The sequence below is a fragment of the Enterobacter sp. E12 genome, assembly GCF_014596715.2.
Taxonomy (GTDB): domain Bacteria; phylum Pseudomonadota; class Gammaproteobacteria; order Enterobacterales; family Enterobacteriaceae; genus Enterobacter; species Enterobacter bugandensis.
Window position 1 is genome coordinate 4,620,071 of sequence record NZ_CP115601.1, and the last position, 24,690, is coordinate 4,644,760.

Sequence of the window (24,690 nt, forward strand, 5' to 3'; positions counted from 1 at the left end):
GGCAAATGTTTCCACTCGCCAAAACCCTGTTAATTTATACAGAACAATTGATGATTATATCAGCGTCGTGAGGGATGCCAACCGCGAAATTTCCACGTGCGGCAGAAGACGGCTGTCTGTTGCGGTCATCAGCTCCGCATTTTCTGGCTTGATCCAGCAGGCCTGCATGCCGCAGCGGATGGCACCGGCCACGTCGGTGGTCAGGTCATCGCCCACGTGCAGGATCTCACCCAGCGGCAGGTTAAGCTTCTCCGCTGCCAGATGGTACATGTCGCTGAACGGCTTCGCGCGCCCGTGCGGACCCGCGCGCAGCACGAATTCAAAATAATCGCTGAGGCCAAACAGCTCCGGCTGGGCATTGCCGTTGGTGATGGCCACCAGCGGCCACTTTTCGGCAAGCTTCGCCAGCGTGTCGTGGGTTTCCTGTGGCACGTCGATGCGGCTACGCCATTTGGCGAAGTTTTCCATTGCCGCTTCGGCACCGACGGCGGCATCCTGTGCGCTCAGACCCGCGTTCAGCATCGCCTGTTCAACCGCGCGACGACGCCATTCGGTCACGTCGTGGTAAATGTCCGGCTCGGTCTCCCGCAGGGACTGACGCAGCTTCTGGAAGTCCTTGTTCTGCATCGCCTTAAGCGCAGGATGGTAGTTCTGCACAAACGCCAGTGACTCTTGCTCGGTACGCAGGATCACCTCGCGGTTGTCATAAAGGGTGTCATCAAGGTCAAACGTCAGGGCTGAGATCTGACCGAGTGGGCGGTAAAAACGCATTATTTCCCCCGTTTGGCGCGTGGATGCGCCGCGTCATACACCGAGGCAAGGTGTTGGAAGTCTAAGTGGGTGTAGATTTGAGTGGTCGACAGATTCGCGTGGCCAAGCAGTTCCTGTACGCCACGCAGATCGCCGCTCGATTCCAGCATGTGTGTCGCAAAAGAGTGGCGCAGCTTGTGGGGATGCACGTGGCTGTTCAGCCCCTGCTTGATGCCCCACTCCGCAAAGCGCTTCTGCACGTTACGCGCGGAGATCCGCTTGCCGAGCTTTGATAAAAACAGCGCATCCTCTTCCGCGCCAAACAGGCCGCGCAGATCCAGCCAGTGCTCAATCCAGGAGACGGCGTTGCGGCCAATCGGCAGGCGGCGCTCTTTGCTGCCCTTGCCCATCACCCACACTTCGCCGGATTCCAGATCGAGATGCTTTAAGTCGAGGTTCACCAGTTCGGAGAGACGCAGGCCCGCACCGTACATTACCTCCAGCATCGCGCGGTCGCGCACGGCCAGCGGATCGTTTAGATCGATATCCAGCAGGCGGTTTACGTCGTCGACGTCAATATTTTTCGGCAGATGGCGCGGGGCTTTTGGCGTGGCGATCCCTTTTGCCGGGTTAGCTTTCAGCTTGCCCTGGCTGACCAGCCAGTCGAAAAAGCTGCGCAGGGCAGAGAGCCGGAGCGCAAGGCTCGCCGGGCTAAGGTTTTTTTTACGGCTACGCACGACGAACCCGCGTACCGTGGCGGCGTCACATTGTTGCCAGCTTTTCAGGCCGATTTCTTCGGCAATCTGCATGATGGCATCAAGCTGACGCTGATAGTTAAGCAGCGTAATGGGGCTGAGCTGGCGCTCAACGCCCAGATAGCGCAGAAACCGGGTGACGTCAGTGGCGAGCAGTCCGTCCGTCATACGCGTTCAATCCAGCGCTCCAGCAGCTCGGGCAGCATCAGGGCGATCTCCTGCAGCAGGTGCGTGGCTTGCCCCTGCTCATAGTGGTGCGCGTCGCGGCTGGTAAATAATATTACCCCCAGGTCGCCATCGCGCCCCATCAGCGACATCGCCACCGAGCCAATCGCTTTGGCTTCCGGCAGCACTACCAGCAGCTCAGGTCCGTTCAGCGGCCCCAGATAGTGATGCTCATGACCCAGGCGCTGAATGCGCAGCGGCTCAAACGCCTGACGGCTGAGCGCCAGATGGGTGAACCCCGACGGTGCGCCGATGCGCCAGCGGTCAGGGAACAGACGAATCGTTGCGCCCGCCAGCCCCAGCTCGCGCGCCCAGCGATGGAAGCGGCTGAGAAACTCTTCAAGGCTGTGCGCCGAGGCCAGACGCGCCTGCAGGTGCAGAAGGCGATAGAACAGGCTTTCGTTGGTGCTGGCCTGCTCCATCAGCAGCGTCATGTTCTCTTCAAGCTGGTTGATGTGGTTACGCGAGCGCGCCATGTGCCATTCGACCAGCGACACGGTCCCGCGAACCGGATGCGGCACGCGCATTCGTTCGACGACGCGTGCATTGCGAATAAAAAACTCAGGATTGTTCAGCAGATAATCAACAACAGCGCTGTCATCCAGTTCCGTCACTGTTTCCTGCAGTTCTTCCCCTGGTTGTTTCATAGATGGATAAACCCGTCATAAACATGTGTCGCCGGGCCAGTCATGTACAGTGGATGACCCGCTCCTTTCCAGGCGATATCAAGACGACCGCCCGGTAATTCCACGCGAACCTCTTCTGCCAGTAACCCCTGGGAGATACCGACCGCCACCGCCGCACAGGCGCCGCTTCCGCAGGCCTGGGTTTCGCCCGCGCCGCGCTCGTAAACCCGCAGACGGATGTGTTCACGCTTCACTACCTGCATAAAGCCGATGTTCGCCCGCTCCGGGAACCGCTCGTGGCTCTCCAGCACCGGACCGAGCGTTTCGACCGCCGCGGTTTCCACGTCATCCACCTGAATCACGCAGTGCGGGTTACCCATCGAGACAACGCCGCACAATACTGTCTGCTCGGCCGCCCGCATAATATAGGTCTTTTCCGCTTTGTTTGCGCGAAACGGCACGGCGGAAGGCTCGAATTTAGGCTCGCCCATATTGACGCGCACCAGCTCATCGTCGGTAACGCTGAGCACCATACGACCGTTGGCGGTACTGACGCGGATATCGCGCTTATTGGTGAGCCCTTTCAGGCGGACAAAGCGGGCGAAACAGCGCGCGCCATTGCCGCACTGGTTAACCTCACTGCCGTCAGCGTTGAAAATACGGTAGTGGAAATCGAGGTCAGGATCGTAGGGCGGCTCAACCACCAGCAGCTGATCGAACCCCACGCCCACGTGCCGATCCGCCAGGCGGCGGATCAGTTCCGGGGAGAAAAACACATTCTGCGTTACCGCGTCGACGACCATAAAATCGTTGCCAAGGCCATGCATTTTAGAGAACTGCATCATTTGCTCCATTGCGCGGGTACAGAACGTTGTCGTCAGAGGTTAACCTGAGTCGGACCGCCGTTATCGCCACGATCGTTAGTCTTTGGCGTGGAAGACTCGATGCCGCTGTTAACCGGTTTTGTCGGCGGCGGCGCGGTTTTATCCGCAGGCGGGAAGTAGAGTGGTCCCTTCAGTCCGCAGCCGGTCAGGCTAAACAGCGTGATGAGAACGGCAAGCGTTCGGAAAGCGTTTTTCATTATAAAGTTGCCCGTAAGTTCAAATCTGTTTCTATCATCGCAGGAGAAGACACAAAAGCAAGAGTTTGCCGCTTTCCTGCAACGGGAATTATTTAGCGTTATACTGCCGCCATCACGAAAAACAGGAACAAAACCATGAACGACAGTGAATTCCATCGCCTTGCCGACACCCTGTGGATGACCATCGAAGAACGTATCGACGACTGGGACGGCGACAGCGATATCGATTGTGAAATCAACGGCGGCATTCTGACCCTGAGCTTCGAAAACGGCAGCAAAATTATTATTAACCGTCAGGAGCCGCTTCACCAGGTGTGGCTGGCGGCCAAACAGGGCGGCTATCACTTTGATTTGAAGGGTGACGAGTGGGTTTGCGATCGCAGCGGCGAAACGTTCTGGGATCTGCTGGAACAGGCGGCGACCGCGCAGGCGGGCGAGGAAGTGCGTTTCAGGTAGTTTTGTTGCCCGGTGGCGGCTACGCCTTACCGGGCGAAAAGCCTCAGGAAAAATACTGCTGCAACAGCGGTGCGGTATCCTGATTCGCAGGCACTGCTGGGGTAATCGCCTGCGTACGGAACGGGATCACCTGCGCTCGCCCATCCACGTTCACAATCTGGTAGAACTGCGGCAGGTTGAAGTTGATAAAGCTGGAACCGTAGGTGAAACGGTCATGCGAGGAAGAGTAGAAGCGGCTGACGTCGCGCACCAGCTCCTCTTTGCTGCCTTCACAGTGGTGATACACCTCGGCGCGGTTGGTCTCATCCAGAATGTAGATGTTGAACCCGGCATCGTCGCCCGACTCTTCAAAGAAGAACTGAATAATCCCTTCACTGGCAAAGCCATCCACCACCTGCGGCAGCTTGACGTGGTTGGTTTCCACCTGAACCGACAGGCCGTGCAGCTTGTTGTGTGAAATCGCGCCGTAGAACTCGATAGCGTTTTCCAGCTTCTGCACCGACACGTTCAGACGCTCGAAGAACAGGCCCCACGTCTGCCCGGAGACGCGCAGCGCTTTAAAGCGCCCGGTTTCCTGGCGGGTGCTGGAGAGACGCAGTTCGATGCATTCAGACACCAGTTGCTGCACGCGGGTACGGATCAGGCCGCGCAGGTGCTGGCTGTAGCAGAACACTTCGACGCTGTCCGGCGGCGCGGCGTCCTGGTGCATCTTGCCGAGAATGGTTTTCAGCGCTTCAATCATCGCCTGCTCGCCGTTGAAGTGCAGGGTACGCACTTCGTTCCACGAGTTGCGGTACAGCAGGTCTACGCTGCCCACCAGGCAGTTTTGCTGCTCGCCAAAGCTGAAGACGTCCAGCTTGCGGAAGTCAAAATGGACCACCTGATTGCGGAAGGCCGCCGTCGGGTCGTATTCCAGGTTGACGATGATCGCCAGATGGCGAATCTCACACGGGCTGTAGAGCGCTTTTGGCGTTGGGGCAGGCAGACGCAGCGGGAAGTGGTGCGACACATCCGCCACCATCTCCTGCAGCTTGGCTAAATCGACCACCTCGTTGCCTTTGATAAACAGGCGCGTGCGCGAGGTCAGCAGGCCGTTAAACCAGGCCCACGCCACCAGCTTGTTCAGATAGCGGTTATATTCCAGCGGCTGATGGCTGATGATGGAATCCATGCTTGGCGCACGGTTGTACAGATACCACCCGGTGCGGTTCGCGCGGCCCGGCGGCACATAGATAAAGGTCAGGTTTGGTTCAGACAGGTCAGGCGAAATCTGCGGGTTAACCAGGGTCACTTTGCCCGGCAGCGCTTCAAACGCGGCGTACAGCTTACGGGTTAACACCCCGATATCCTGCGGGCTGGCGGAAACGCTAAGGTTATTGCGGCGCGCAAAACGGATCAGGTTACGGTAGCTTTGCATCATCGCGTCGAGCAGTTCGTTGTGTGCTTCACGCACCTGATCGATTTTCCAGTTGGCCCGGTTGTCGAGCATGGACAGACGCGCTTCGTCCCATCCCCACTCTTTTACTAACTGACTGACCACTTCACGACGCCAGCCCACGCAGGCGCGCTCACGGCTCAGCTTTTCACAGACCTTGAGATAGAAACATCGACGCACCAGGTCAAGACGCGTGGCGTCATCAATGGCTTTCAGGTATTCGGTAACGCGCTCCAGCATCATGCAGTAGGCGTCGAGCCCGTAGGAGACAATTTCGCCATCGTGCAGGCGCTGCTTGATGTCTTTCGCCAGCAGGCGCGGCGTAGGGTATTCCCAGGAGTAGGCTTCGAGCAGCAGGGTTTTGAGTACCGCTTTGTACGGTGAATCAATACTCTTATAGAGCTGCCAGAGACTTGCGCCGAAGTACTCTTCGGCAGACAGGGAGCTCAGGCCGCCCAGATCAAGCCACTCGTTAGGCGTCAGTACGCCCTGCGAGTAAAGCGACATGACGTAATCGTCATAATTCTCTTCTTCATCGCACGGCACCATATTCCACAGAATACGTTTCCCGGCCAGGCGAACGGCAGTACGGTAAAACTCATCCAGCAACAGAATGTGCTGGGTCGAGCCGCAGTCCTCACCACCCAGACTGCCGCTTTCATTATGGCGGAAACGGTTTTCATCAATCAGGAAGAAGCTCACTTCCACGCCAAGCGAGGCCGCCCAGCTTTCCAGCAGGCTGCATTTACGCTGCAGCAGCTGGCGCTCTTCGTTGTCGAGCCAGGACTGATGGCAGACCCAGATGTCCAGGTCCGAAGAACAGCTTTGCCCTACCGATGAGGTGCTCCCCATGGAGTAAACGCCGGTAATCGGCAGTTCACCTTTCGGAGAAACCTGAGGCGGCATGCCGCGGTAGAGTTCCAGCTCGTTCAAATAATGCTGTTGGGTTTCATCAGGCGTGAAGAGGCAAATGCCCTGGGGAACGTTACCATCAAGGTAGCCAGGCATTAGCGGGTGGTGATAGTGCAATAATGTCGGCAGCAGACTGTATACCTGCTGGAAAGCAGGGCCCATGGCAGCAAGCGCGCGATCCACACGCAGTTGATTTATGGCATCCAGTCTCTGTTTCAGAGTCTCAATATAGAGGTACAAGACGTATCGCCTGATGTTTCCGGGTGTCGTAAGCTATTCAAAACACGAATAACAGCGAGCCCGCAGTATTTCAAAAAGATAACCGTTACCCTTTTTTCGCCCTTGTCATTATGGTGGTACCGACGAAAAAATGGTCTAAAACGTGATCAATTTAACACCTTGCCGGTTGACCGTAAAGAAAGATGCGCTACATACAAGTGTAGCACCGTTCTGTACGTGTAAATTCCTGAATACGGCTATGGCTGACGAATACGCCGCCTTGTCCCTCTCACGTTTCATCAACCGTAAAACTGCCATCCCAGAGTCAACAATGTTAGGATGGTTAGCGATTGATAATGACGGTAACAAGCATGTTAGACAATGTTTTGAGAATTGCCACACGCCAAAGCCCTCTCGCGCTCTGGCAGGCACATTATGTTAAGCAGCGCCTTGAAGCCTGCCACAGTGGATTGCGCGTCGAGCTGGTGCCGATGGTCACGCGCGGTGACGTGATTCTGGATACGCCGCTGGCGAAAGTGGGCGGCAAGGGCCTGTTTGTCAAAGAGCTGGAACTGGCATTGCTTGAGAACCGCGCCGATATCGCCGTACATTCGATGAAAGACGTGCCCGTCGAGTTCCCGGAAGGGCTGGGGCTGGTGACCATCTGCGAGCGCGAAGATCCGCGTGACGCGTTTGTCTCGAACCACTATGACTCGCTCGACGCGCTGCCGGCGGGTAGCGTGGTTGGCACGTCCAGTTTACGCCGTCAGTGTCAGCTGGCGGAGCGTCGTCCTGACCTTATCATCCGCTCGCTGCGCGGTAACGTTGGCACGCGTCTGGGCAAGCTGGATAACGGCGATTACGATGCCATTATTCTTGCCGTTGCAGGCCTGAAGCGCCTGGGGCTGGAGGAACGCATTCGCGTGGCGTTGCCACCAGAGCTGTCGCTGCCGGCCGTCGGACAGGGCGCCGTCGGCATTGAGTGCCGTCTGGACGATGCGCGCACCCGCGAGCTGCTCGCTCCGCTGAACCATGACGAGACCGCAACCCGCGTAAAAGCCGAGCGGGCGATGAATACTCGCCTCGAAGGCGGGTGTCAGGTGCCGATTGGCAGCTATGCTGAATTAACAGACGGTGAACTGTGGCTGCGCGCGCTGGTGGGCGCGCCGGACGGTTCACAGATGGTGCGCGGCGAACGTCGCGGCAAGCCGCAGGATGCCGAAGCGCTTGGCGTGTCGCTGGCGGAAGAGCTGCTGAATAACGGCGCACGTGAAATTCTGGCCGAGGTCTATAACGGAGAACCCCCTGCATGAGTATTCTTGTCACCCGCCCTTCTCCCGCAGGAGAGCAGTTAGTGAGCCGTCTGCGCGCACTGGGGCAGGTGGCCTGGAGTTTTCCGCTAATTGAATTCTCCCCCGGTCGGGAGCTCTCTGCGCTCGCCGACCAGATGAATACCCTGCAGGAAGGCGACCTGCTGTTTGCGCTATCGCAGCATGCCGTGGAATTTGCCCATGCGCAGCTGCAACAGGCGGGGACACGCTGGCCGACCGCTCCGCGCTTTTTTGCTATCGGCAGAACCACCGCGCTGGCCTTACATACCGTGAGTGGAACAGACGTTCGCTACCCGTTGGATCGGGAAATCAGCGAAGTCTTGCTACAATTACCTGAATTACAAACTATTGCCGGAAAGCGCGCGCTCATTTTGCGCGGCAACGGTGGCCGCGAACTGCTGGGTGAAACGCTGCGGAAACGCGGGGCTGACGTCACGTTTGTTGAGTGCTACCAGCGCTGTGCGAAACACTACGACGGTGCTGAAGAGGCGATGCGCTGGCACGCGCGCGGTATTAATACGCTGGTGGTCACCAGCGGTGAAATGTTACAACAGCTTTGGTCGCTGATACCGCGTTGGTATCGCGAAAACTGGTTACTCCGCTGTCGACTTCTGGTCGTCAGTGAGCGTCTGGCGAACCTCGCCCGGGAACTGGGCTGGCAGGATATTCGGATCGCTGATAACGCCGACAACGATGCGCTGCTGCGCGCATTACAATAACTCTCAAATGGGAAGCCATAATGACGGAACACGAAAAATCCTCCGCCGTGGTTGAAGAGACCAGGGAGACTGTGGAGACAACGCCACAGCCAGAGACGACTGAGAAAACCGCTGAGAAGAAAAACGGCAGCAATAAAACCAGCCTCGCGCTGAGCGCGATTGCCATCGCCATTGCGCTGGCAGCAGGCGTCGGCCTGTATGGTCTGGTAAAGCAACAGAGTGCTAACCAGACGGCCACCAGCGATACGCTGGTCAATCAGCTTACCTCCCTGCAAAAAGCGCAGGAAACGCAGAAAACCGAGCTGGAAGCGGTGATTAAGCAGCAGGCCGCCGCGCTTGCCGAGGCGAACAGCAAACAGGAAGAGCTGACCAAACAGCTGGGCGAAGTACAGCAGAAAGTCGCCACCATCTCCGGCACCGATGCCAAAACCTGGCTGCTCTCGCAGGCCGATTTCCTCGTCAAACTCGCCGGGCGTAAGCTGTGGAGCGATCAGGACGTGACCACCGCCGCCGCGCTGCTGAAAAGCGCCGATGCGAGCCTGGCCGACATGAACGACCCGAGCCTCATTACCGCGCGCCGTGCGATTACCGAAGATATCGCCAGCCTCTCCGCCGTTTCACAGGTGGATTACGACGGCATTATCCTCAAGGTGAACCAGCTTTCGAATCAAATAGATAACCTGCAGCTGGCGGATAACAATGACGACGACTCCCCGATGGACTCTGACGGTACCGAGCTGTCCAGCTCCCTGAGCGAATGGCGCATAAACCTGCAGAAAAGCTGGCAGAACTTTATGGACAGCTTCATCACCATCCGCCGTCGCGATGAAACCGCCGTACCGCTGTTAGCGCCGAATCAGGATATCTATCTGCGCGAAAACATCCGTTCCCGCCTGCTGGTCGCGGCGCAGGCCGTGCCGCGCCATCAGGAAGAAACGTACAAACAGGCGCTGGATAACGTCTCGACGTGGGTACGCGCCTACTACAACACCGATGATGCAACGACCACCGCCTTCCTCGAAGATATCGACAAGCTGAGCCAGCAGAACATCACCATGAACGTGCCGGATAAACTGGCCAGCCAGCCGATTCTGGAGAAGCTGATGCAGACGCGCGTGCGTAACCTGCTGGCGCAGCCGGGCGTTCCGGCCGGGCAGACCGGCACAGCGGCGGCACCAGCGCCTGAAAGCGCGCCACAGGGAGAGTAATGATGCTAAAAGTCCTTTTACTCTTCATCCTGCTGATCGCCGGGATCGTCCTGGGCCCGATGCTTGCGGGTCATCAGGGATACGTCCTGATCCAGACCGATAACTACAACATTGAAACCAGCGTAACGGGTCTGGCGATCGTTCTGATCCTCGGCGTCGTGGTCCTGCTTGCCGTTGAATGGATCCTGCGCCGTATTTTCCGCACCGGTGCCCATACCCGCGGCTGGTTCGTTGGCCGTAAGCGTCGCCGCGCCCGTAAGCAAACGGAACAGGCACTGCTAAAGCTGGCCGAAGGCGATTACCAGCAGGTTGAAAAGCTGATGTCGAAAAACGCCGATCACGCGGAACAGCCGGTGGTGAACTATCTTCTGGCCGCCGAAGCGGCGCAGCAGCGCGGTGATGAAGCCCGCGCTAACCAGCATCTGGAACGCGCGTCAGAACTGGCGTCTGGCGACCCGATCCCAGTGGAAATTACCCGCGTCCGCCTGCAGCTCGCGCGCAATGAGAACCACGCGGCGCGCCACGGCATTGACCGTCTGCTGGAAATCGCACCGCGTCATCCGGAAGTCCTGCGCCTTGCGGAGCAGGCCTATATTCGTACCGGAGCGTGGGGCTCGTTGCTGGACATCATCCCGTCGATGGCGAAGGCCGAGGTGGGTGATGATGAACATCGTGATGAACTTCAGCGTCTGGCATGGATTGGCCTGATGGATCAGGCGCGCGCCGACCTGGGCAGCGAAGGCCTGAAAACCTGGTGGAAGAATCAGAGCCGGAAAACGCGCCAGCAGGTCCCCCTGCAGGTGGCCATGGCGGAACATCTTATTGAATGTGACGATCATGACACTGCCCAGGAGATCCTTCTCGACGGCCTGAAGCGCCAGTACGACGATCGCCTGGTCATGGTGATCCCGCGCCTGAAAACCAATAACCCTGAGCAGGTCGAAAAAGTGCTGCGCCAGCAGATCAAAACCGTCGGTGACCGTCCGCTGCTGTGGAGTACCCTGGGCCAGTCGCTGATGAAGCACGGCGAATGGCAAGAGGCGAGCCTGGCCTTCCGTGCGGCACTGAAACAGCGTCCGGACGCGTTTGACTACGCGTGGCTTGCCGATACGCTGGACAAACAGCATAAGCCAGAAGAGGCGGCCGCCATGCGGCGCGATGGGCTGTTGCTGACGCTGCAAAATAACGGTAACCCGCAATAAATAAAAAAGGAGGCCAGACGGCCTCCTTTTTTTATCGCCTTTCTCCTGCTACATTCTTTACACCCACATCTGCAAACGAACCCGCCAATGTAACGATGTCTTTTCATTAACCTTTTTTCACACACGCGCACTTTCTGCAGCGTGGATTAAATCGTTTTTGAAAGGAAATCTTCATGAACTCGCTTTTGTATGCGCTTATTGAAGCGCTGCGCTGCCACCGCTGGCTGCGCCTGCTTGCCTGTGCTTTTATCTTTTCTTCGCTGGGAAATGGTCTAACCCAGGTCGTGGTCTTTGGTTTACTGTTAGCGTGGTCGGCCCCGCCCGCCCTGCTCACCCTCGCTTTTCTTTTCGCAACGGTTCCGGGATTCATCGGCAGCGCGATCGGCGAAAAGCTGTGCTCACGCTATTCTCCAGTATTCCTGCTGATACTGACCGAGGGGCTGGGATTGCTCGCCCTGCTCTTCCCCCTGCTCGGTGCGGGTTATCACAGTATTGCCTCGCTACTCGCCGTGCAATCCACCGAAGCGCTGCTCAGCGGGATGAGCTGGCCCGCGCTGACATTGCTCTTTAAACGCGGACTTAGCGAAACAGAGCTGCCTGCTGCGACCTGTCTGGAAAATGTGATTTTTGCTTCTCAGGTGTTATTAGGTACTGGACTCGGCGTGGTGCTATTCAAGCAGACCTCCGTGTTTACCTTGCTGGCTATTGATGCCGCCAGTTTTCTCGGGTCGCTGCTGCTGCTGTGGCTGGCTGGGCGGCGGTTTTCTGCGCCATTGCTACCTCTCCCCGGTGAAGAGGCAGCCCACGCGCCACTGCGCTGGCGGACGTTGACCGTTCGGCAAAAGCGCAGCCTGCTCATTTTGCCGGCGCTGGCGGCCGTCGGCTCACCGGCTATGGCGCTACTTCCGGCCCTGGCGCAGCAGCTCCATCCTCAGGATGCGGCGGGCCTTGCTCTGCCTCTGCTTTTCGCAAGGAGCATGGGGCAACTTTGCGGCCCCATGCTGCTAAAAAAAGAGAGCCTGACGCGCTTTGCCGTCCACACGCCGCGAATCATCGTTTGTCTCGGTATTTTTCTTGCCGCTTATGGAATGCTGCCGTTGCTGTCCGGGTGGATGGCATGTGCGCTGGGGATGATCTTTATCGCGCATCTGGCCTCAAACGTTCTCTTCGCAGCCGGCACTTTTGGCGTACTCAGCAGTTTTCATATCACGCAAACCGCGTCAGCCAGCGGTAAAGCCTGGCGCTGGCAAACGCTCAGCGCCTCGCTTTTCACCGGCATTACAGCGATAGTGGCTGTTGGGCTTGGCTCAGTGCTGGCGCTCTATACGGTCTCGTCAGCCGCCCTGCTGTTGGTCGCCCTGATCATGCGTGGGTATCGGGAATAAGACATAAAAAAACGCCTGCTATAAAAGCAGGCGTTAAAACAGGTCTGTAAGACAACATATTTGGTGCTTCACTCAACGTTATGTCCATGGTGTCTGATGAGGCCGAAGCGACATCTGTCAGTGGACGATAAGCACCGTAAATGGCTCTGCGTCATTCCTGAGTTTATGAGGCACTAAGGCGAACATAAGAGATGGAATGAGCATCTACGCGTATATTATTGCACGTTACGTGCCAGATTTACACGCAGAACTTTTACATGGCGCAACATTTTAAGATAAAAGGAAATTATGCTGTTAAGTCGCATCTGAAGCTTCATAGCGTATCGGCAAAAGCAGAAATATGTCGCCAGGAAGAGACAGTAAATCCCACAAATAATTATTTATCTTATTTTCAATGACTTGCATGTCACTGAATCGCGACAATGATAAAGGGTGCTTTCTGGAGATAACGACAGGGGAGAAAACTTACAGAAAACAAAAAACCCCGCCGAAGCGGGGTTCAAAATTGGTCGGCGAGAGAGGATTCGAACCTCCGACCCACTGGTCCCAAACCAGTTGCGCTACCAAGCTGCGCTACTCGCCGATGTACTGCTTTTTTGAATTTTTAGTTCAATTCATTTAAAAAGTCGTGGTGCGAGGGGGGGGACTCGAACCCCCACATCCTAAGGACACTAACACCTGAAGCTAGCGCGTCTACCAATTCCGCCACCTTCGCAATTCACAACTCTTTCAATAATGGGGTGGCTAATGGGATTCGAACCCACGACAACTGGAATCACAATCCAGGGCTCTACCAACTGAGCTATAGCCACCACTGTATTCTTTCACGCGGTACTGACTACTTCTCAGACCACCGCAGCTCTAGCGCCGGGAACTAAAATGGCGCGCCCGACAGGATTCGAACCTGAGACCTCTGCCTCCGGAGGGCAGCGCTCTATCCAGCTGAGCTACGGGCGCTTAGCGCCGTTGCGGGGCTGGATATTACGTACCTCCGTCCCCGCTGTCTAGTGCTTTTTTGAAAAAAATGCGCGTTTGGTTATGGTTTGCACATTTTGCCGCTTATTCCTCCACTTTCTGCGTGGTGGCACGGCGACCCAGGCCAAAAAGCTTATACGCGGCCGTCACTGCCGCCAGGAAGATCAGCCCGACAAACAGCGACATGCGGGTATCTTCATTAAAGTACATTCCAATTAATACGCAAATCAGGAACGCCATCGTCAAATAGTTCGCATACGGGAAAAGGATCGAGCGGAACGGATGGCTGGCGATCGCTTTTTTATGCGCATGGCGGAAACGCAGCTGGCTGATGAGGATAACAAACCACGGCACCATGCCCGGCAGCACGCTGGCGCTGTAGACATAAACAAACACGCGCTGCGGATTAGGGATGATGTAATTCAGGCAGGAGCCAATCAGCAGGATGACAATGGAGACCGCGACGCCCGCTACCGGCACGCCAGCACGTGAGACTTTACTCATTGCCGCAGGCAGCTGGTTATTTTTCGAGAGCGCGTAGAGCATACGGCCACAGCTGTACATCCCGCTGTTACAGCCTGAAAGCGCTGCCGTCAGGACCACAAAGTTGATGATACCCGCTGCTGTTGTAATCCCAATCTTCGCAAAGGTTAATACGAACGGGCTCCCCGTCGTGCCGATTTCGTTCCACGGGAAGATGGTCACAATAACGAAGATTGCGCCCACGTAGAAAATCAGGATGCGCCACAGCACTTTGCCCACCGCGCTACGCAGCGTAACCTGCGGGTTTTTCGCTTCCCCGGCGGTAATCCCGATCAGCTCCACGCCCTGATACGAGGCCACAACAATACACAGCGCCGTCAGGAAGCCCTTCCAGCCGCCGGCGAAGAAGCCGCCGTGTTCAGTCAGGTTGCCAAAGCCGATGGCGTGTCCGCCGTTGCCAAAACCATAGAAAATAACGCCCAGGCCAATAACAATCATCACGATGATGGTGGTTACTTTGATCATCGCAAACCAGAACTCGATTTCACCGTAAAGGCGCACGGCGGCCAGGTTTGCCAGCGCCACCAGCCCCACGGCAATGAGTGCCGGTATCCACTGGACCATGTCCGGGAACCAGAACTGTACGTAAACCCCTATGGCGGTGATTTCAGAGATGCCCACCGCCATCCACATAAACCAGTATGACCAGGCCGTCAGGTAGCCGAAGAACGGGCTCATATAACGGTGTGCGTAAACGGCGAAGGAACCGGTCACCGGCTCCAGAAAGAGCATTTCGCCCATTGAGCGCATGATGAAGAAAACAAACAGCCCGGCGATGATATACGCCAGTAATACGGAAGGGCCTGCCCATTTGAGGGTGCTTGCGGAGCCCATAAACAGGCCAACGCCGATAGTGCCGCCCAGCGCTATCAGTTCGATGTGACGAGCTTCCAGCCCACGCTGTAGCTCCGGTTGTTTCTCTGCCATAGATCCTCGATTGTGTTTGCTGTTTCCCGGCTTAATACCGGTTATTGTTTTTTAGGGGTACTAAAATACGGTGCGAATGGTTTCTTAAAATCGGCCAAATGGCAAACGATGCATTAAAAAAATGAATGCATTGCACAAATTATCAGCAGTTTTGCAGGTGAGTTGCAGCGCGAACAGCATATCGCGCTACATTTTGATTACATTTTACCGGTATAGTGCCAGGTGAGGTAGCGAAGCAGTCGAATCTGTCGTTTAATGCGGGTGGGTTGGGAGAGCAGGCGGTAGAGCCACTCCAGCCCCATATTTTGCCAAATCTTCGGCGCGCGCTTCACGTGGCCGGTAAAGACATCGTAGGTGCCGCCGACGCCCATATAAAGCGCATCCGGGCTGACCAGGCGGCAGTCGCGCATCAGGATCTCCTGGCGCGGGGACCCCATCGCCACGGTGACGATTTTTGCCCCGCTGTCGCGCACGCGGGCAAACAAAGCCTGCTGGTCTTCAGGCTTGAAGTAACCATTCTGGCTGCCAACAATATTAACATTCCATTGACGACGCAGTTTCTCTTCGGTCTCGGCCAGCACCTCAGGCTTACCGCCAATCAGGAACACCGGCGTACCCTCCGCACCAGCGCGGGCCATAAGCTGCTCCCAGAGATCGGCACCCGCCACGCGAGATACATTAGCGTCAGGATATTTTTTACGGATAGAGCGGACCACGCTGATACCGTCCGCGTATTTAAATTCAGCCGCTTCTATCAGGCTTTTGACTTCGGCGTTATCTTCCACCGCCAGCATCTTTTCCGCATTGATAGCGACCAGCGTACCGGATTTCATCTGCCCGTCGGCGAACAGAAAATCCAGCGCGTGCTGCATGTCGCGCCAGCCAATCAGCTGCAAACCACGAAGCGCATAGCGCGGTGCAGAAGTTTTATCAGTCATTACTTTCCCTACTCAGACTTGCGACAGCGTTGTGCTGCCCTGTGGCTCGCGCTTGTGCACAAGCCCTGCGCTGTCGAACAGCCAGTACAACAGTTTGGCCAGTAACAGGCAGATGCCAAAAACGACCATGAAGAACACCACGCGCGAAACGAACGAGTCCAGCCCCTCGCGCGCCAGAACGATCATATTGAAAATGGCACCAAAGCAGAAACTGTGCAAAATGGCCGCTTTATAGCGGTTGGTCTCTTCGTTACCACGCACGTAAAGCCAGTCAAACCACTTAATAATCAACCCTACGACAAACGCGCCCGGCAGGATAAACCAGCCTCCCCCCATCACCACCAGGGAACCAATCAAGGTTGGCGAGATCGCCAGGCCCGAATGGTTGTTCAGCACTTCCCAGGTAAAATAGTTCGCGGTATTGAGTACTACGCCAGGGCGGTCCGGCCAGAGCCAGCTCGGGATAAAGACGTAGAAATCGCGCACAATCGGCGCCAGCCCCTGGAAATCAATCTTGTCGTAGTTTTGCAGCAACAATGCCAGGTTTTCCCACGGCGAGAAGGTGTCGCGCGTCAGGTAGAGGAACGTGTAAAACGCCTCGTCGCCCGCCACGTTCATCCCGTAGCGCTTCAGCGCCAGCCAGAACATCCCCACAATGCCAAATACCCCTGCCGCAACCAGCATCCACAGCGAGATCCAGCCGCGGATGATGCCGATGAAGAGGAAGATAGCGAAAGCGATGATAATGTTGGCACGCGTACCGCCCACGATCATGTAGGTCAGGATACCGAACGCAACCGTACTGATCAGGAAGAACAGCCATGCCTTGCTGTCCTGGCGAAGGAAGAAGATCACCAGCATCGCCGGGATGAAGAAATAGAAGAATCGCTTAAGCGCCACGCCTGAGACTTCAGCCGAAAAAATCTGGCTGTAGGAGTGGAGCTTAAACAGCAGGAAGCCGTTATGCATGAAGAAGATGCCGACGCTGACCAGGGCGATCGTCATGAGCATCACCCACGTCAGATGGGTCTCCACCCGGTTCATGGTAAAGAGCGCCCGACGCGGGGCAGCGGCCTGCGCTGGTCGCAGACGCGTTTTATAGGTGACGTAGTAAACACCATAGAAGCAGGTCGCCGCCAGCAGGGCCTGGAGAAGAATTTCCGGCGGCGCGACGCTCACGTCAAAACGGAAGACCAGAATGCTGGTCAGCGGGAAGCCGAAGAAGAAGGTCAGCAGAAACAGCAACGAGAAGAATACGTTAAAGTTGAAGCGCACCCGGCGGAACTCAAACCAGGTGAGCGTGGCGATAAATAGCGTGCTCAGAAGCCAGACAACCAGTAAGCCGCTAAACTGCAACTGACTCATGCGTTGTCTCCTGAAGCGATACGCAGCGCGCGGTGCCACGGCGTGAGGTAATTCGGGCTGAAAAAGTCGATGCTATTTTTATCCACCAGCGTGAGCTGGCGTTGTGCTTCACGTACCACTTCGACATTCAGCGCGTCTGAGGTGAACAACACCGGAATATGCTGCTCGGCCATATCCTGCCAGAACGGGTTTTCACGATTAAGCACGCACGGTACACCCGCCTGAATCAGCAGGCACAGCGTACCAATCCCCTGCTGGCGAGCAAAGATGAAATAGCCGAGATCGCATTTTCGCAGCAGCGCAAGATAGTCATCAAACTCCAGCTTTTCGCTGAGAATGTGCAGATTTTCTTCGCTGAATAACGCAAGCCCCTGCTGGCGAACCTCATCAATGTAGGCGTCGTTGTTGGCCGGATAACCCATCGGCACCACCACGTTCACCGTATCGCCAAACTGCTGGTGTACCGCCCGGAGCGCGGCGACATGTTCGTTACTGCGGTCGCCGGAATTCCCCACCAGCACCGTCAGCTTGCCTTCGCGAACCGCGTCATTCGCCATGGTGTTCAGCGCCGGATCCATACGGGTTGGGAAATAGAGTAGCTCACCGCGCACATTAGGGTGCTGCTTCGCAAAATAATTCAGATCGCCACGGGTGGCAAAAACGCGGCCCACCCTTCCCTGCGCCATGCGACGCAGCGGATAGAAAAGACGGAATTTCCAGCCGCGCGAGACTTCGTAGAGATCGGCTCCCCAGATATGCCAGCTGCACTGGGAGGGTTTGATTCCCCCGCTGAGCAGAGCCAGCCACAGGCCGGTATTGAACTGCCCGTGGAAAAAGAAACGTTGCTCACGATCCGCTTTGGCTTTGGCAATAACCGCCTTCGCCAGGGTAGCTTTATCCGGCCAGAAGGTGATTGTCAGCGCCGGAAACGCCGCGCTCAGGCCATTATCCTGACCTGCAACCATAAACTCGCGCGCATCAGGATTGCCCGATGCCAGCTCGTCGTTGAAGAACCGCAAAACGGTCTGGTTATGGTGTGGGATATCCGATCCCAGGATGTGAATCAGTGCAGTCATGCGCGTTTACGCCACAATAAAAATACGCCGCAGCAGGCAGCGAAATAAACGATATAGGTTGTCATGTAGGCCTGAGCCGCCCCCAGCGCACCGTGCGCGGGTATCAGCCAGTGTGAAAATGCTGTCAGCAATGCAAACTGGCTAACCTCCGCGAGGATATACAGCCGCAGCGAGGCTTTCGCAATCACCAGATAGCCGAAAACGTAAGCACCCACTTTCAGCACATCACCCACCAGTTGCCAGGCAAAAAGATCGCGCATGGCGGTAAACTTCGCCGAGAACAGCAGCCAGATGGCGACATCACGCAATAACCAGACGGTCAAACTGGCCGCCGCCACTGCGGGTAATACAAAACGCAGGGAGCGGAAAATTTCGCGGGTAATATCCTGCCTGGACGTCAGACGCGATAAGGTTGGCAGCAAATAAACGCTAAAGGAAGCCGTTATAAACTGGAGGTAAGCATCGGAAATACTGCTTACGCCCTGCCAGATCCCCACCTCATCCCAGCTGTAATGCGCCGCCAGCAGGTTTCGCATCATCACGTAGGCCACCGGCAGCGTGACGGAAGTAATGAGCGCCATCAGGGTAAACTTACCCAGCTGGCTGGCAAGCACCTTGTCCCATTGCGGTTTCAGGTAGCTCAGAGGGATAACGCCCTGGCGCATCAGCATGAACGCCGCAGGCACAACAACCAGTGCCGGAACCAGCGCCAGCCCAAGCAGTGCGCCTTCATAGCCGCCCAGGCGGTAGCAGAAATAATAGGCAATCACGCCGATGACGCTACCCAGGATGAGCGCAAGCGCGTTCCCGGCAGCATCGCGAAAACCTTTCATCAGCGCCAGCAGCAGGTTAGCCCAGGCAATGCCCATCTGGACCAGCGCGACCAGACGCACCAGCCCCTGATAATGGGTGTGCCCGAACAATCCCTGGCTAATGGGCGCCGCGGCCAGCAGGAACACAATCGCCAGCAGGGTCGAAAAGCCCGTGACCATTGCCGACGCGGTGCCCACTACCCTGCGAAGCTGGGCCGCATCGTCATGATACTGAGCAACGTATTTGGTCACGCCGTTGAAGATTCCGGCACCGGCCAGCACCCCAAGGACGGTAACAAGCTGGCGGAAGTTGCCCGCCAGCCCGACGCCTGAGGGGCCGAATGAGACGGCCAGCAGCTTGACGACCAGCAGTCCGGCACCAATTTTTACAAGCGTGGACGCGGCGGTCCACACCGATGCTTTTGCCAGAGACATATCAGCCGAAATAGCTCAGAAGGGTATTGATCACCGTACGCTGGTTAACTGGCGCGAGGTTGAAGAACAGTGGCAGGCGAAGCAAACGCTCACTTTCTTTCGTGGTGTAACGGTCTTCACCTGCGAACATCCCAAACGCTTCGCCCGCTGGGCTGGAGTGCAGCGGAATATAGTGAAAGACCGCCATAATTTCGGCTTCTTTCAGCCAGGCGATGAGCTGGCTGCGATCGTCGTTATCGCGCAGCTTGATGTAAAACATGTGGGCGTTGTGGACACAATCGGCCGGAATGGTTGGCAGCTCAATGCGACCGGCTTTTGCCAGCGGCTCAAGCGCATCGTAATAGGTTTGCCACAGGGACAGGCGCTGGAGATTAATTCGCTCTGCCGCTTCCAGCTGTGCCCACAGGTACGCTGCCTGCAGGTCGGCCATCAGATAGCTTGAGCCGATATCGCGCCAGGTGTACTTATCAACCTGACCGCGGAAGAATTGGCTGCGGTTGGTGCCTTTTTCACGGATCACTTCCGCACGCTCAACCAGGGCACGATCGTTAATCAGCGTCGCACCGCCCTCACCGCCGGCAGTGTAGTTTTTCGTTTCGTGGAAGCTGAAGCAGCCGATGTGGCCGATAGTGCCCAGCGCGCGCCCCTTGTAGGTGGACATTACGCCCTGCGCGGCATCTTCTACCACAAACAGGTTGTGCTTTTTGGCGATTGCCATGATGGTGTCCATTTCACAGGCCACGCCCGCGTAGTGAACCGGCACAATCGCACGCGTTTTGTCGGTGATCGCCGCTTCAATCAGCGTCTCATCAATGTTCATGGTGTCCGGGCGGATATCCACAAAGACGATTTTCGCTCCGCGCAGGACAAATGCATTCGCGGTAGAGACGAAGGTATAGCTCGGCATGATCACTTCATCACCGGGCTGGATATCCAGCAGCAGGGCCGCCATTTCCAGCGATGCCGTGCAGGACGGGGTCAGCAGCACTTTAGCACTGCGAAAACGCTGCTCCATCCACTGCTGACAGCGACGGGTAAAACCGCCGTCACCGCAGAGTTTGCCGCTGCCCATAGCAGACTGCATATAGTCGAGCTCCGTTCCCACGACGGGTGGTGCGTTAAATGGAATCATCTTGTCACCTGTATAACCAGTAGGCGGTGGCGTCGATGTTGGCACCACTCGCAATATAACGTTTAAGCGCGGCGGTGTTGCCCACCTGGGTCGCCACCCGCAGCGTCTCAACCTGCTGCAGCTGCGCCCAGTGCAGCGCCGCCTGCATGAGTTTCTCCCCCATGCCGCGCCCGGCTAATAAGCCAATACGCGCCTCGCGCTCGTTAAGCTTTCGCAGCGAGACAAATCCCTGGATCTGACCGTTCGCTGCACGGAAAATCAGGCAGACGTGGTCAAAGGTACCTTTGACCGCATTCTCTACCCACTGGGCATAGAAACGTCCGCTATCGTCAGGCGCATACCAGGGCATGCGAAAGCGGCTCTGCGCAAACGCCCGGGCCGCCATCTGGCGCAGCACAGGAATGTCCTGTTCCGTTGCAATTTCCGCGCCGGACGCATCGTGCCGGGTGAGGGTGATGGCAAGGTCTACCTCGCCTTCAACCAGCTGAAAACCGTGTTGCTGGAGCGCATCAAGCAGGTCGGCACGGTCCGCCGGGATCTTAGCCTGTACGCGCTGCCAGGCGCTGAAGTCCACTTCCTGCAGGGCGGGCGCATTCTCGCGCCAGCGGACTATCGCCGAGGGGCGGGCAAAAAATGCGCTTTCCCACTCAAGGGATTCCAGCACGCCGTGGAGTGCACTCAACGCCAGACGCCTTTCGTATCAACCACATACTGCTGACGCACTGCATCACCGGACGTCGCTTTAAACTCTTTATGGTCCACCAGCAGCACCAGCAGGTCCGCCGTCGCCAGCGCGTCATTGAGCGTCGTCAGCGTGCAGTGCCCCGCCATTTTTGCCGGCAGTTCATGAATATTTGGCTCGACCACCAGCGTTTCGCCCTTATGCCATTCGGCAATCATCTCAGCAATTTCCATCGCCGGGCTTTCGCGCAGATCGTCAATATTGGGTTTAAATGCCAGACCAAAGCAGGCAATTTTCAGCTCGCTGGCGCGCTTGCCGCTCTCTGCCAGACAATCCGCTACCGTCGCTTTAACCTGGTTGAGCACCCAGTGAGGTTTGCTATCGTTCACTTCACGCGCGGTGCGAATCAGGCGCGCCTGCGCCGGGTTCTGCGCCACGATAAACCACGGATCGACGGCGATACAGTGACCGCCCACCCCTGGGCCAGGCTGGAGAATGTTGACGCGCGGATGGCGATTCGCCAGGCGGATTAACTCCCAGACGTTAATCCCCTGATCGGCACAGATCAGCGACAGTTCGTTTGCGAAGGCGATGTTAACGTCACGGAAGCTGTTTTCCGTCAGCTTGCACATCTCGGCGGTGCGGGAGTTGGTTACCACGCATTCGCCTTCCAGGAAAATCTTGTACAGCGCGCTGGCGCGTTCAGAACAGACCGGCGTCATGCCGCCTATCACCCGGTCGTTTTTAATCAGTTCGACCATCACCTGCCCCGGCAGCACGCGCTCCGGGCAGTAGGCGATGTTGATATCCGCCTGCTCACCGGCCTGCTGTGGGAAGCGTAAATCAGGACGCGCATCGGCCAGCCACTGCGCCATCTGCTCGGTAGCGCCGACGGGAGAAGTCGACTCCAGAATTACCAGCGCCCCTTTCTTCAGCACGGGGGCAATAGATTTTGCCGCCGCCTCGACGTAGACCATATCGGGCTCGTGGTCGCCTTTAAAGGGCGTTGGAACGGCAATCAGGTAGGCATCCGCTTCCACTGGCGTCGTGCTGGCGCGCAGGAAGCCGCCATCAACCGCCTCTTTCACCACGCGGTCAAGATCGGGCTCCACAATATGAATTTCGCCACGATTAATGGTTTCTACCGCACGTGCGTTGATATCCACACCAACAACCTGCTTTTGACGGGAGGCGAATGCCGCCGCAGTAGGCAGGCCAATGTAGCCAAGACCAATGACAGAGATGGTAGTAAAACTCATAGCGATACCCGATTGTGTTTAAGTGCTTGCAAAATACGGCCACAAGCCTGCCCATCTCCGTAGGGATTGTGGGCCCGGCTCATCGCCTGATACGCTTCATCGTCGTGTAGCAGCCGCGTGACCTCTTCGACGATGAGCTGTGCGTTGGTGCCGACAAGACGCACTGTCCCGGCTTTAACCGCTTCCGGACGTTCAGTGGTTTCACGCATCACCAGCACCGGCTTGCCAAGAGAGGGCGCTTCTTCCTGAATCCCACCGGAATCGGTGAGGATCAGCCAGGCGTGGTTCATCAGCCAGACAAATGGCATGTAGTCCTGCGGTTCAATCAGCAGGACGTTTTCGACGTGGCCCAGGATGCGGTTGACCGGCTCGCTGACGTTAGGGTTAAGGTGTACCGGATAGACAATTTGCACATCGTCGTTCTGCGCGGCGATTTCAGCCAGCGCGTGACAGATTTGCTCAAAGCCCCGACCAAAGCTTTCGCGACGGTGGCCAGTGACCAGAATGGTTTTTTTGCCGTTATTCAGGAAAGGATAGCGGGCAGCGAGTTCTTTCTGCAGATCGCTGTTTGCCAGCACGCGATCGCGTACCCAAATCAACGCGTCAATGACCGTATTGCCGGTAACAAAGATGTTGTTATCGGCGACATTTTCACGCAGCAGGTTCTGGCGAGAGTTCTCGGTTGGCGCAAAATGGTACATCGCCAGATGCCCGGTAAGCGTACGGTTGGCCTCTTCCGGCCACGGAGAATAAAGATTGCCGGTGCGCAGACCCGCTTCAACATGGCCGACGGGAATACGCTGGTAAAACGCGGCCAGGCTTGTTGCCATCGTCGTCGTGGTATCCCCGTGCACCAGCACGACGTCGGGCTTGAATGACTCCAGGATCGGCTTGAGATCCTGCAGAATGCGGCAGGTTATTTCCGTCAATCCCTGTCCCGGCTTCATAATATTAAGGTCGTAATCCGGGACGATGGAAAAGAGGGTTAGGACCTGATCGAGCATCTCACGGTGCTGGGCCGTGACGCAGACCTTCGCTTCAATATCAGGATCGCTGGCCAGCGCATGAACCAGAGGCGCCATCTTAATGGCCTCCGGCCTGGTGCCAAATACGGTAAGTACTTTCACATCGATTCTCTTCGATTAGGCGATGAAGGCCGCAGCCTTCATCGTAAACGGCGTTCTTAGTTTGTACGACGACGCGTTAACGCCACGCCAGCACCAACGAGTGCACCCACAATCCCCCACATGATCATCAGGAATGCGCGGCGCGGACTGTCGCGTTTTACAGGTTCTTCAGGCGTTCTCAAATAACGATAGGTCTGAAAACGCGGATCCAGCGATGGACCGACATTAAGCGTGTTAAGCATCGCGCGGTTTTGATCGTAGTCGAGATCAAAATCAGGCCCAACGGCCTGCAGGTTTTCCAGACGCGCCTGCAGCATAGGACGACCAAGAAGGAACATTTCAGAATCAGGCAATTCATCAGCCGGAACATCCGTCTCAGTGCGGGAAATGTTGTGCTGTTCCGCAATTTTCAGCGCCTGCTGAATGTTATGCACGCGGCGCGCAAAAATGGCGTTTGCCACCTCTTCCTGACGTTTGACCTGCGCCTTCATCTGGATAGTGCGCGCTGCCCAGGCGCCTTTAAGCTCTTCATTCAGATGGCTGGCGGCACGCTGGCTGGCAAACGCGACGTACTGGCGCAACAGGTTGTTTGCATCCGGGGCGGTTTCGGCAATCAGCTTGACGCTGTCGTTGACGTTACGCAGCACGTCGCCTGGCATGAACTGAATATTGTTAATCAGATCGTCCAGCAGCGCGGCATCGGCTTTGGTGTTATCAACCCGACGCTGCTTGAAGTAATCTGTCTGGGACCAGAAATCGCGGCGCGTATCCCACGAGGCCAGCTGCATCACAAACTCTTTGTAGGCCTCATCCATAACGGAAGCCTGGTCCGGGGTGGCAAGGCTGGCTTTAATATCCAGGTTTCGCAGGAACTGCTGCTGGGAGTAGTACCCTCCGAGCATGTTAACCGTGGGTCTGTCCGTGATTGCCGTGGCGCTCCACTCCTGTTTTGCAAAGAACGTGTAGGCTAGCGCTAACAGTGCAAACCCCAGCGCGATCCCCACAATCCAAAGTTTGCCTGCCCATAACACGCGAAACAAACCCCGAATGTCCAGTTCATTCTCTGTTACCACTGATTTCGCTCCCGCCAACGGTTGAGTCATCATAGTCCCGGT

General features: G+C 56.7%; 22 protein-coding genes and 4 tRNA genes. 6 read left to right on the forward strand and 20 right to left on the reverse strand.

Annotated elements, in window-relative coordinates:
* Positions 1–54: 54 nt before the first annotated feature.
* Genes yigB through lptM form a run of 5 tightly spaced genes read right to left on the reverse strand, consistent with a single transcriptional unit; the run spans position 55 to position 3,437 of the window.
* Entirely contained in the window at positions 55–771 is a 717-nt protein-coding gene (gene yigB, locus IB212_RS22125) for a 5-amino-6-(5-phospho-D-ribitylamino)uracil phosphatase YigB (RefSeq protein WP_028014792.1), read from the reverse strand.
* Positions 771–1,673, reverse strand: coding sequence for a tyrosine recombinase XerC (gene xerC / locus IB212_RS22130; RefSeq protein ID WP_041911832.1), 903 nt, complete (start codon positions 1,671–1,673; stop codon positions 771–773). The genes yigB and xerC overlap by 1 nt, the downstream gene beginning before the upstream one ends.
* Positions 1,670–2,377, reverse strand: a complete 708-nt coding sequence (locus IB212_RS22135; protein ID WP_028014794.1) for a DUF484 domain-containing protein — start codon at positions 2,375–2,377, stop codon at positions 1,670–1,672. Before IB212_RS22135 ends, xerC begins: the two co-directional genes overlap by 4 nt.
* Complete coding sequence (gene dapF, locus IB212_RS22140) at positions 2,374–3,198, reverse strand: diaminopimelate epimerase (protein ID WP_188246152.1); 825 nt, start codon at positions 3,196–3,198, stop codon at positions 2,374–2,376. The genes IB212_RS22135 and dapF overlap by 4 nt, the downstream gene beginning before the upstream one ends.
* Before the next feature lie 35 nt (positions 3,199–3,233).
* Positions 3,234–3,437 (reverse strand): LPS translocon maturation chaperone LptM, encoded by a 204-nt coding sequence (gene lptM, locus IB212_RS22145; protein ID WP_041911830.1) that lies wholly within the window; start codon positions 3,435–3,437, stop codon positions 3,234–3,236.
* A gap of 135 nt (positions 3,438–3,572) precedes the next feature.
* Between lptM and cyaY the strand changes: the two genes are divergently transcribed.
* The gene (cyaY, locus tag IB212_RS22150) at positions 3,573–3,893 is read left to right on the forward strand and encodes an iron donor protein CyaY (RefSeq protein WP_041911829.1); all 321 of its coding nucleotides are present in this window, start codon (positions 3,573–3,575) and stop codon (positions 3,891–3,893) included.
* Positions 3,894–3,936: 43 nt separating this feature from the next.
* On the opposite strand, the gene cyaA is transcribed toward cyaY, so the two are convergent.
* Entirely contained in the window at positions 3,937–6,480 is a 2,544-nt protein-coding gene (gene cyaA / locus IB212_RS22155) for a class I adenylate cyclase (protein WP_188246150.1), read from the reverse strand.
* A 350-nt stretch (positions 6,481–6,830) separates the two neighbouring features.
* Here cyaA and hemC point away from each other — a divergent pair, with 350 nt between their 5' ends.
* The 5 genes from hemC to IB212_RS22180 all read left to right on the forward strand — a co-directional run bounded on the left by hemC (position 6,831) and on the right by IB212_RS22180 (position 12,304).
* Positions 6,831–7,772, forward strand: a complete 942-nt coding sequence (hemC, locus tag IB212_RS22160; protein WP_032644935.1) for a hydroxymethylbilane synthase — start codon at positions 6,831–6,833, stop codon at positions 7,770–7,772.
* Positions 7,769–8,509 carry a uroporphyrinogen-III synthase gene (gene hemD, locus IB212_RS22165; protein WP_041911827.1) on the forward strand — a complete coding sequence of 247 codons (741 nt, stop codon included), beginning with the start codon at positions 7,769–7,771 and terminating at the stop codon, positions 8,507–8,509. Before hemC ends, hemD begins: the two co-directional genes overlap by 4 nt.
* A 20-nt stretch (positions 8,510–8,529) precedes the next feature.
* Complete coding sequence (gene hemX, locus IB212_RS22170; RefSeq protein ID WP_041911826.1) at positions 8,530–9,717, forward strand: uroporphyrinogen-III C-methyltransferase; 1,188 nt, start codon at positions 8,530–8,532, stop codon at positions 9,715–9,717.
* A gap of 2 nt (positions 9,718–9,719) precedes the next feature.
* Positions 9,720–10,919: a protoheme IX biogenesis protein HemY gene (gene hemY, locus IB212_RS22175; protein ID WP_028014802.1), complete on the forward strand. Its 1,200-nt coding sequence runs from the start codon at positions 9,720–9,722 to the stop codon at positions 10,917–10,919.
* A gap of 173 nt (positions 10,920–11,092) precedes the next feature.
* Positions 11,093–12,304, forward strand: coding sequence for a hypothetical protein (locus IB212_RS22180; RefSeq protein ID WP_041911825.1), 1,212 nt, complete (start codon positions 11,093–11,095; stop codon positions 12,302–12,304).
* 506 nt (positions 12,305–12,810) lie between these two features.
* On the opposite strand, the gene IB212_RS22185 is transcribed toward IB212_RS22180, so the two are convergent.
* The 14 genes from IB212_RS22185 to wzzE all read right to left on the reverse strand — a co-directional run bounded on the left by IB212_RS22185 (position 12,811) and on the right by wzzE (position 24,678).
* Positions 12,811–12,887, reverse strand: a tRNA-Pro gene (locus IB212_RS22185).
* A 46-nt stretch (positions 12,888–12,933) separates the two neighbouring features.
* Positions 12,934–13,019, reverse strand: a tRNA-Leu gene (locus IB212_RS22190).
* A 21-nt stretch (positions 13,020–13,040) separates the two neighbouring features.
* Positions 13,041–13,116, reverse strand: a tRNA-His gene (locus IB212_RS22195).
* Positions 13,117–13,184: 68 nt separating this feature from the next.
* Positions 13,185–13,261 (reverse strand) — tRNA-Arg (locus IB212_RS22200).
* Positions 13,262–13,363: 102 nt separating this feature from the next.
* On the reverse strand, positions 13,364–14,749 hold the full coding sequence (gene thrP / locus IB212_RS22205; protein WP_188246151.1) for a bifunctional threonine/serine APC transporter ThrP: 1,386 nt from the start codon (positions 14,747–14,749) through the stop codon (positions 13,364–13,366).
* A 197-nt stretch (positions 14,750–14,946) separates the two neighbouring features.
* Positions 14,947–15,687: a lipopolysaccharide N-acetylmannosaminouronosyltransferase gene (gene wecG / locus IB212_RS22210; RefSeq protein ID WP_041911823.1), complete on the reverse strand. Its 741-nt coding sequence runs from the start codon at positions 15,685–15,687 to the stop codon at positions 14,947–14,949.
* A 12-nt stretch (positions 15,688–15,699) separates the two neighbouring features.
* The gene (gene wzyE, locus IB212_RS22215; protein WP_041911822.1) at positions 15,700–17,052 is read right to left on the reverse strand and encodes an ECA oligosaccharide polymerase; all 1,353 of its coding nucleotides are present in this window, start codon (positions 17,050–17,052) and stop codon (positions 15,700–15,702) included.
* Positions 17,049–18,128, reverse strand: coding sequence for a TDP-N-acetylfucosamine:lipid II N-acetylfucosaminyltransferase (locus tag IB212_RS22220; RefSeq protein ID WP_041911821.1), 1,080 nt, complete (start codon positions 18,126–18,128; stop codon positions 17,049–17,051). The genes wzyE and IB212_RS22220 overlap by 4 nt, the downstream gene beginning before the upstream one ends.
* Complete coding sequence (gene wzxE / locus IB212_RS22225; protein ID WP_041911820.1) at positions 18,125–19,375, reverse strand: lipid III flippase WzxE; 1,251 nt, start codon at positions 19,373–19,375, stop codon at positions 18,125–18,127. The genes IB212_RS22220 and wzxE overlap by 4 nt, the downstream gene beginning before the upstream one ends.
* A 1-nt stretch (position 19,376) precedes the next feature.
* On the reverse strand, positions 19,377–20,507 hold the full coding sequence (gene rffA, locus IB212_RS22230; RefSeq protein ID WP_041911819.1) for a dTDP-4-amino-4,6-dideoxygalactose transaminase: 1,131 nt from the start codon (positions 20,505–20,507) through the stop codon (positions 19,377–19,379).
* Between the two features lie 4 nt (positions 20,508–20,511).
* Entirely contained in the window at positions 20,512–21,189 is a 678-nt protein-coding gene (gene rffC, locus IB212_RS22235; RefSeq protein ID WP_041911818.1) for a dTDP-4-amino-4,6-dideoxy-D-galactose acyltransferase, read from the reverse strand.
* Entirely contained in the window at positions 21,186–22,448 is a 1,263-nt protein-coding gene (gene wecC / locus IB212_RS22240) for a UDP-N-acetyl-D-mannosamine dehydrogenase (protein ID WP_041911817.1), read from the reverse strand. Before wecC ends, rffC begins: the two co-directional genes overlap by 4 nt.
* Positions 22,445–23,575, reverse strand: a complete 1,131-nt coding sequence (gene wecB, locus IB212_RS22245; protein ID WP_028014812.1) for a non-hydrolyzing UDP-N-acetylglucosamine 2-epimerase — start codon at positions 23,573–23,575, stop codon at positions 22,445–22,447. Before wecB ends, wecC begins: the two co-directional genes overlap by 4 nt.
* Before the next feature lie 56 nt (positions 23,576–23,631).
* Positions 23,632–24,678, reverse strand: a complete 1,047-nt coding sequence (wzzE, locus tag IB212_RS22250; RefSeq protein ID WP_028014813.1) for an ECA polysaccharide chain length modulation protein — start codon at positions 24,676–24,678, stop codon at positions 23,632–23,634.
* Positions 24,679–24,690 lie beyond the last annotated feature (12 nt).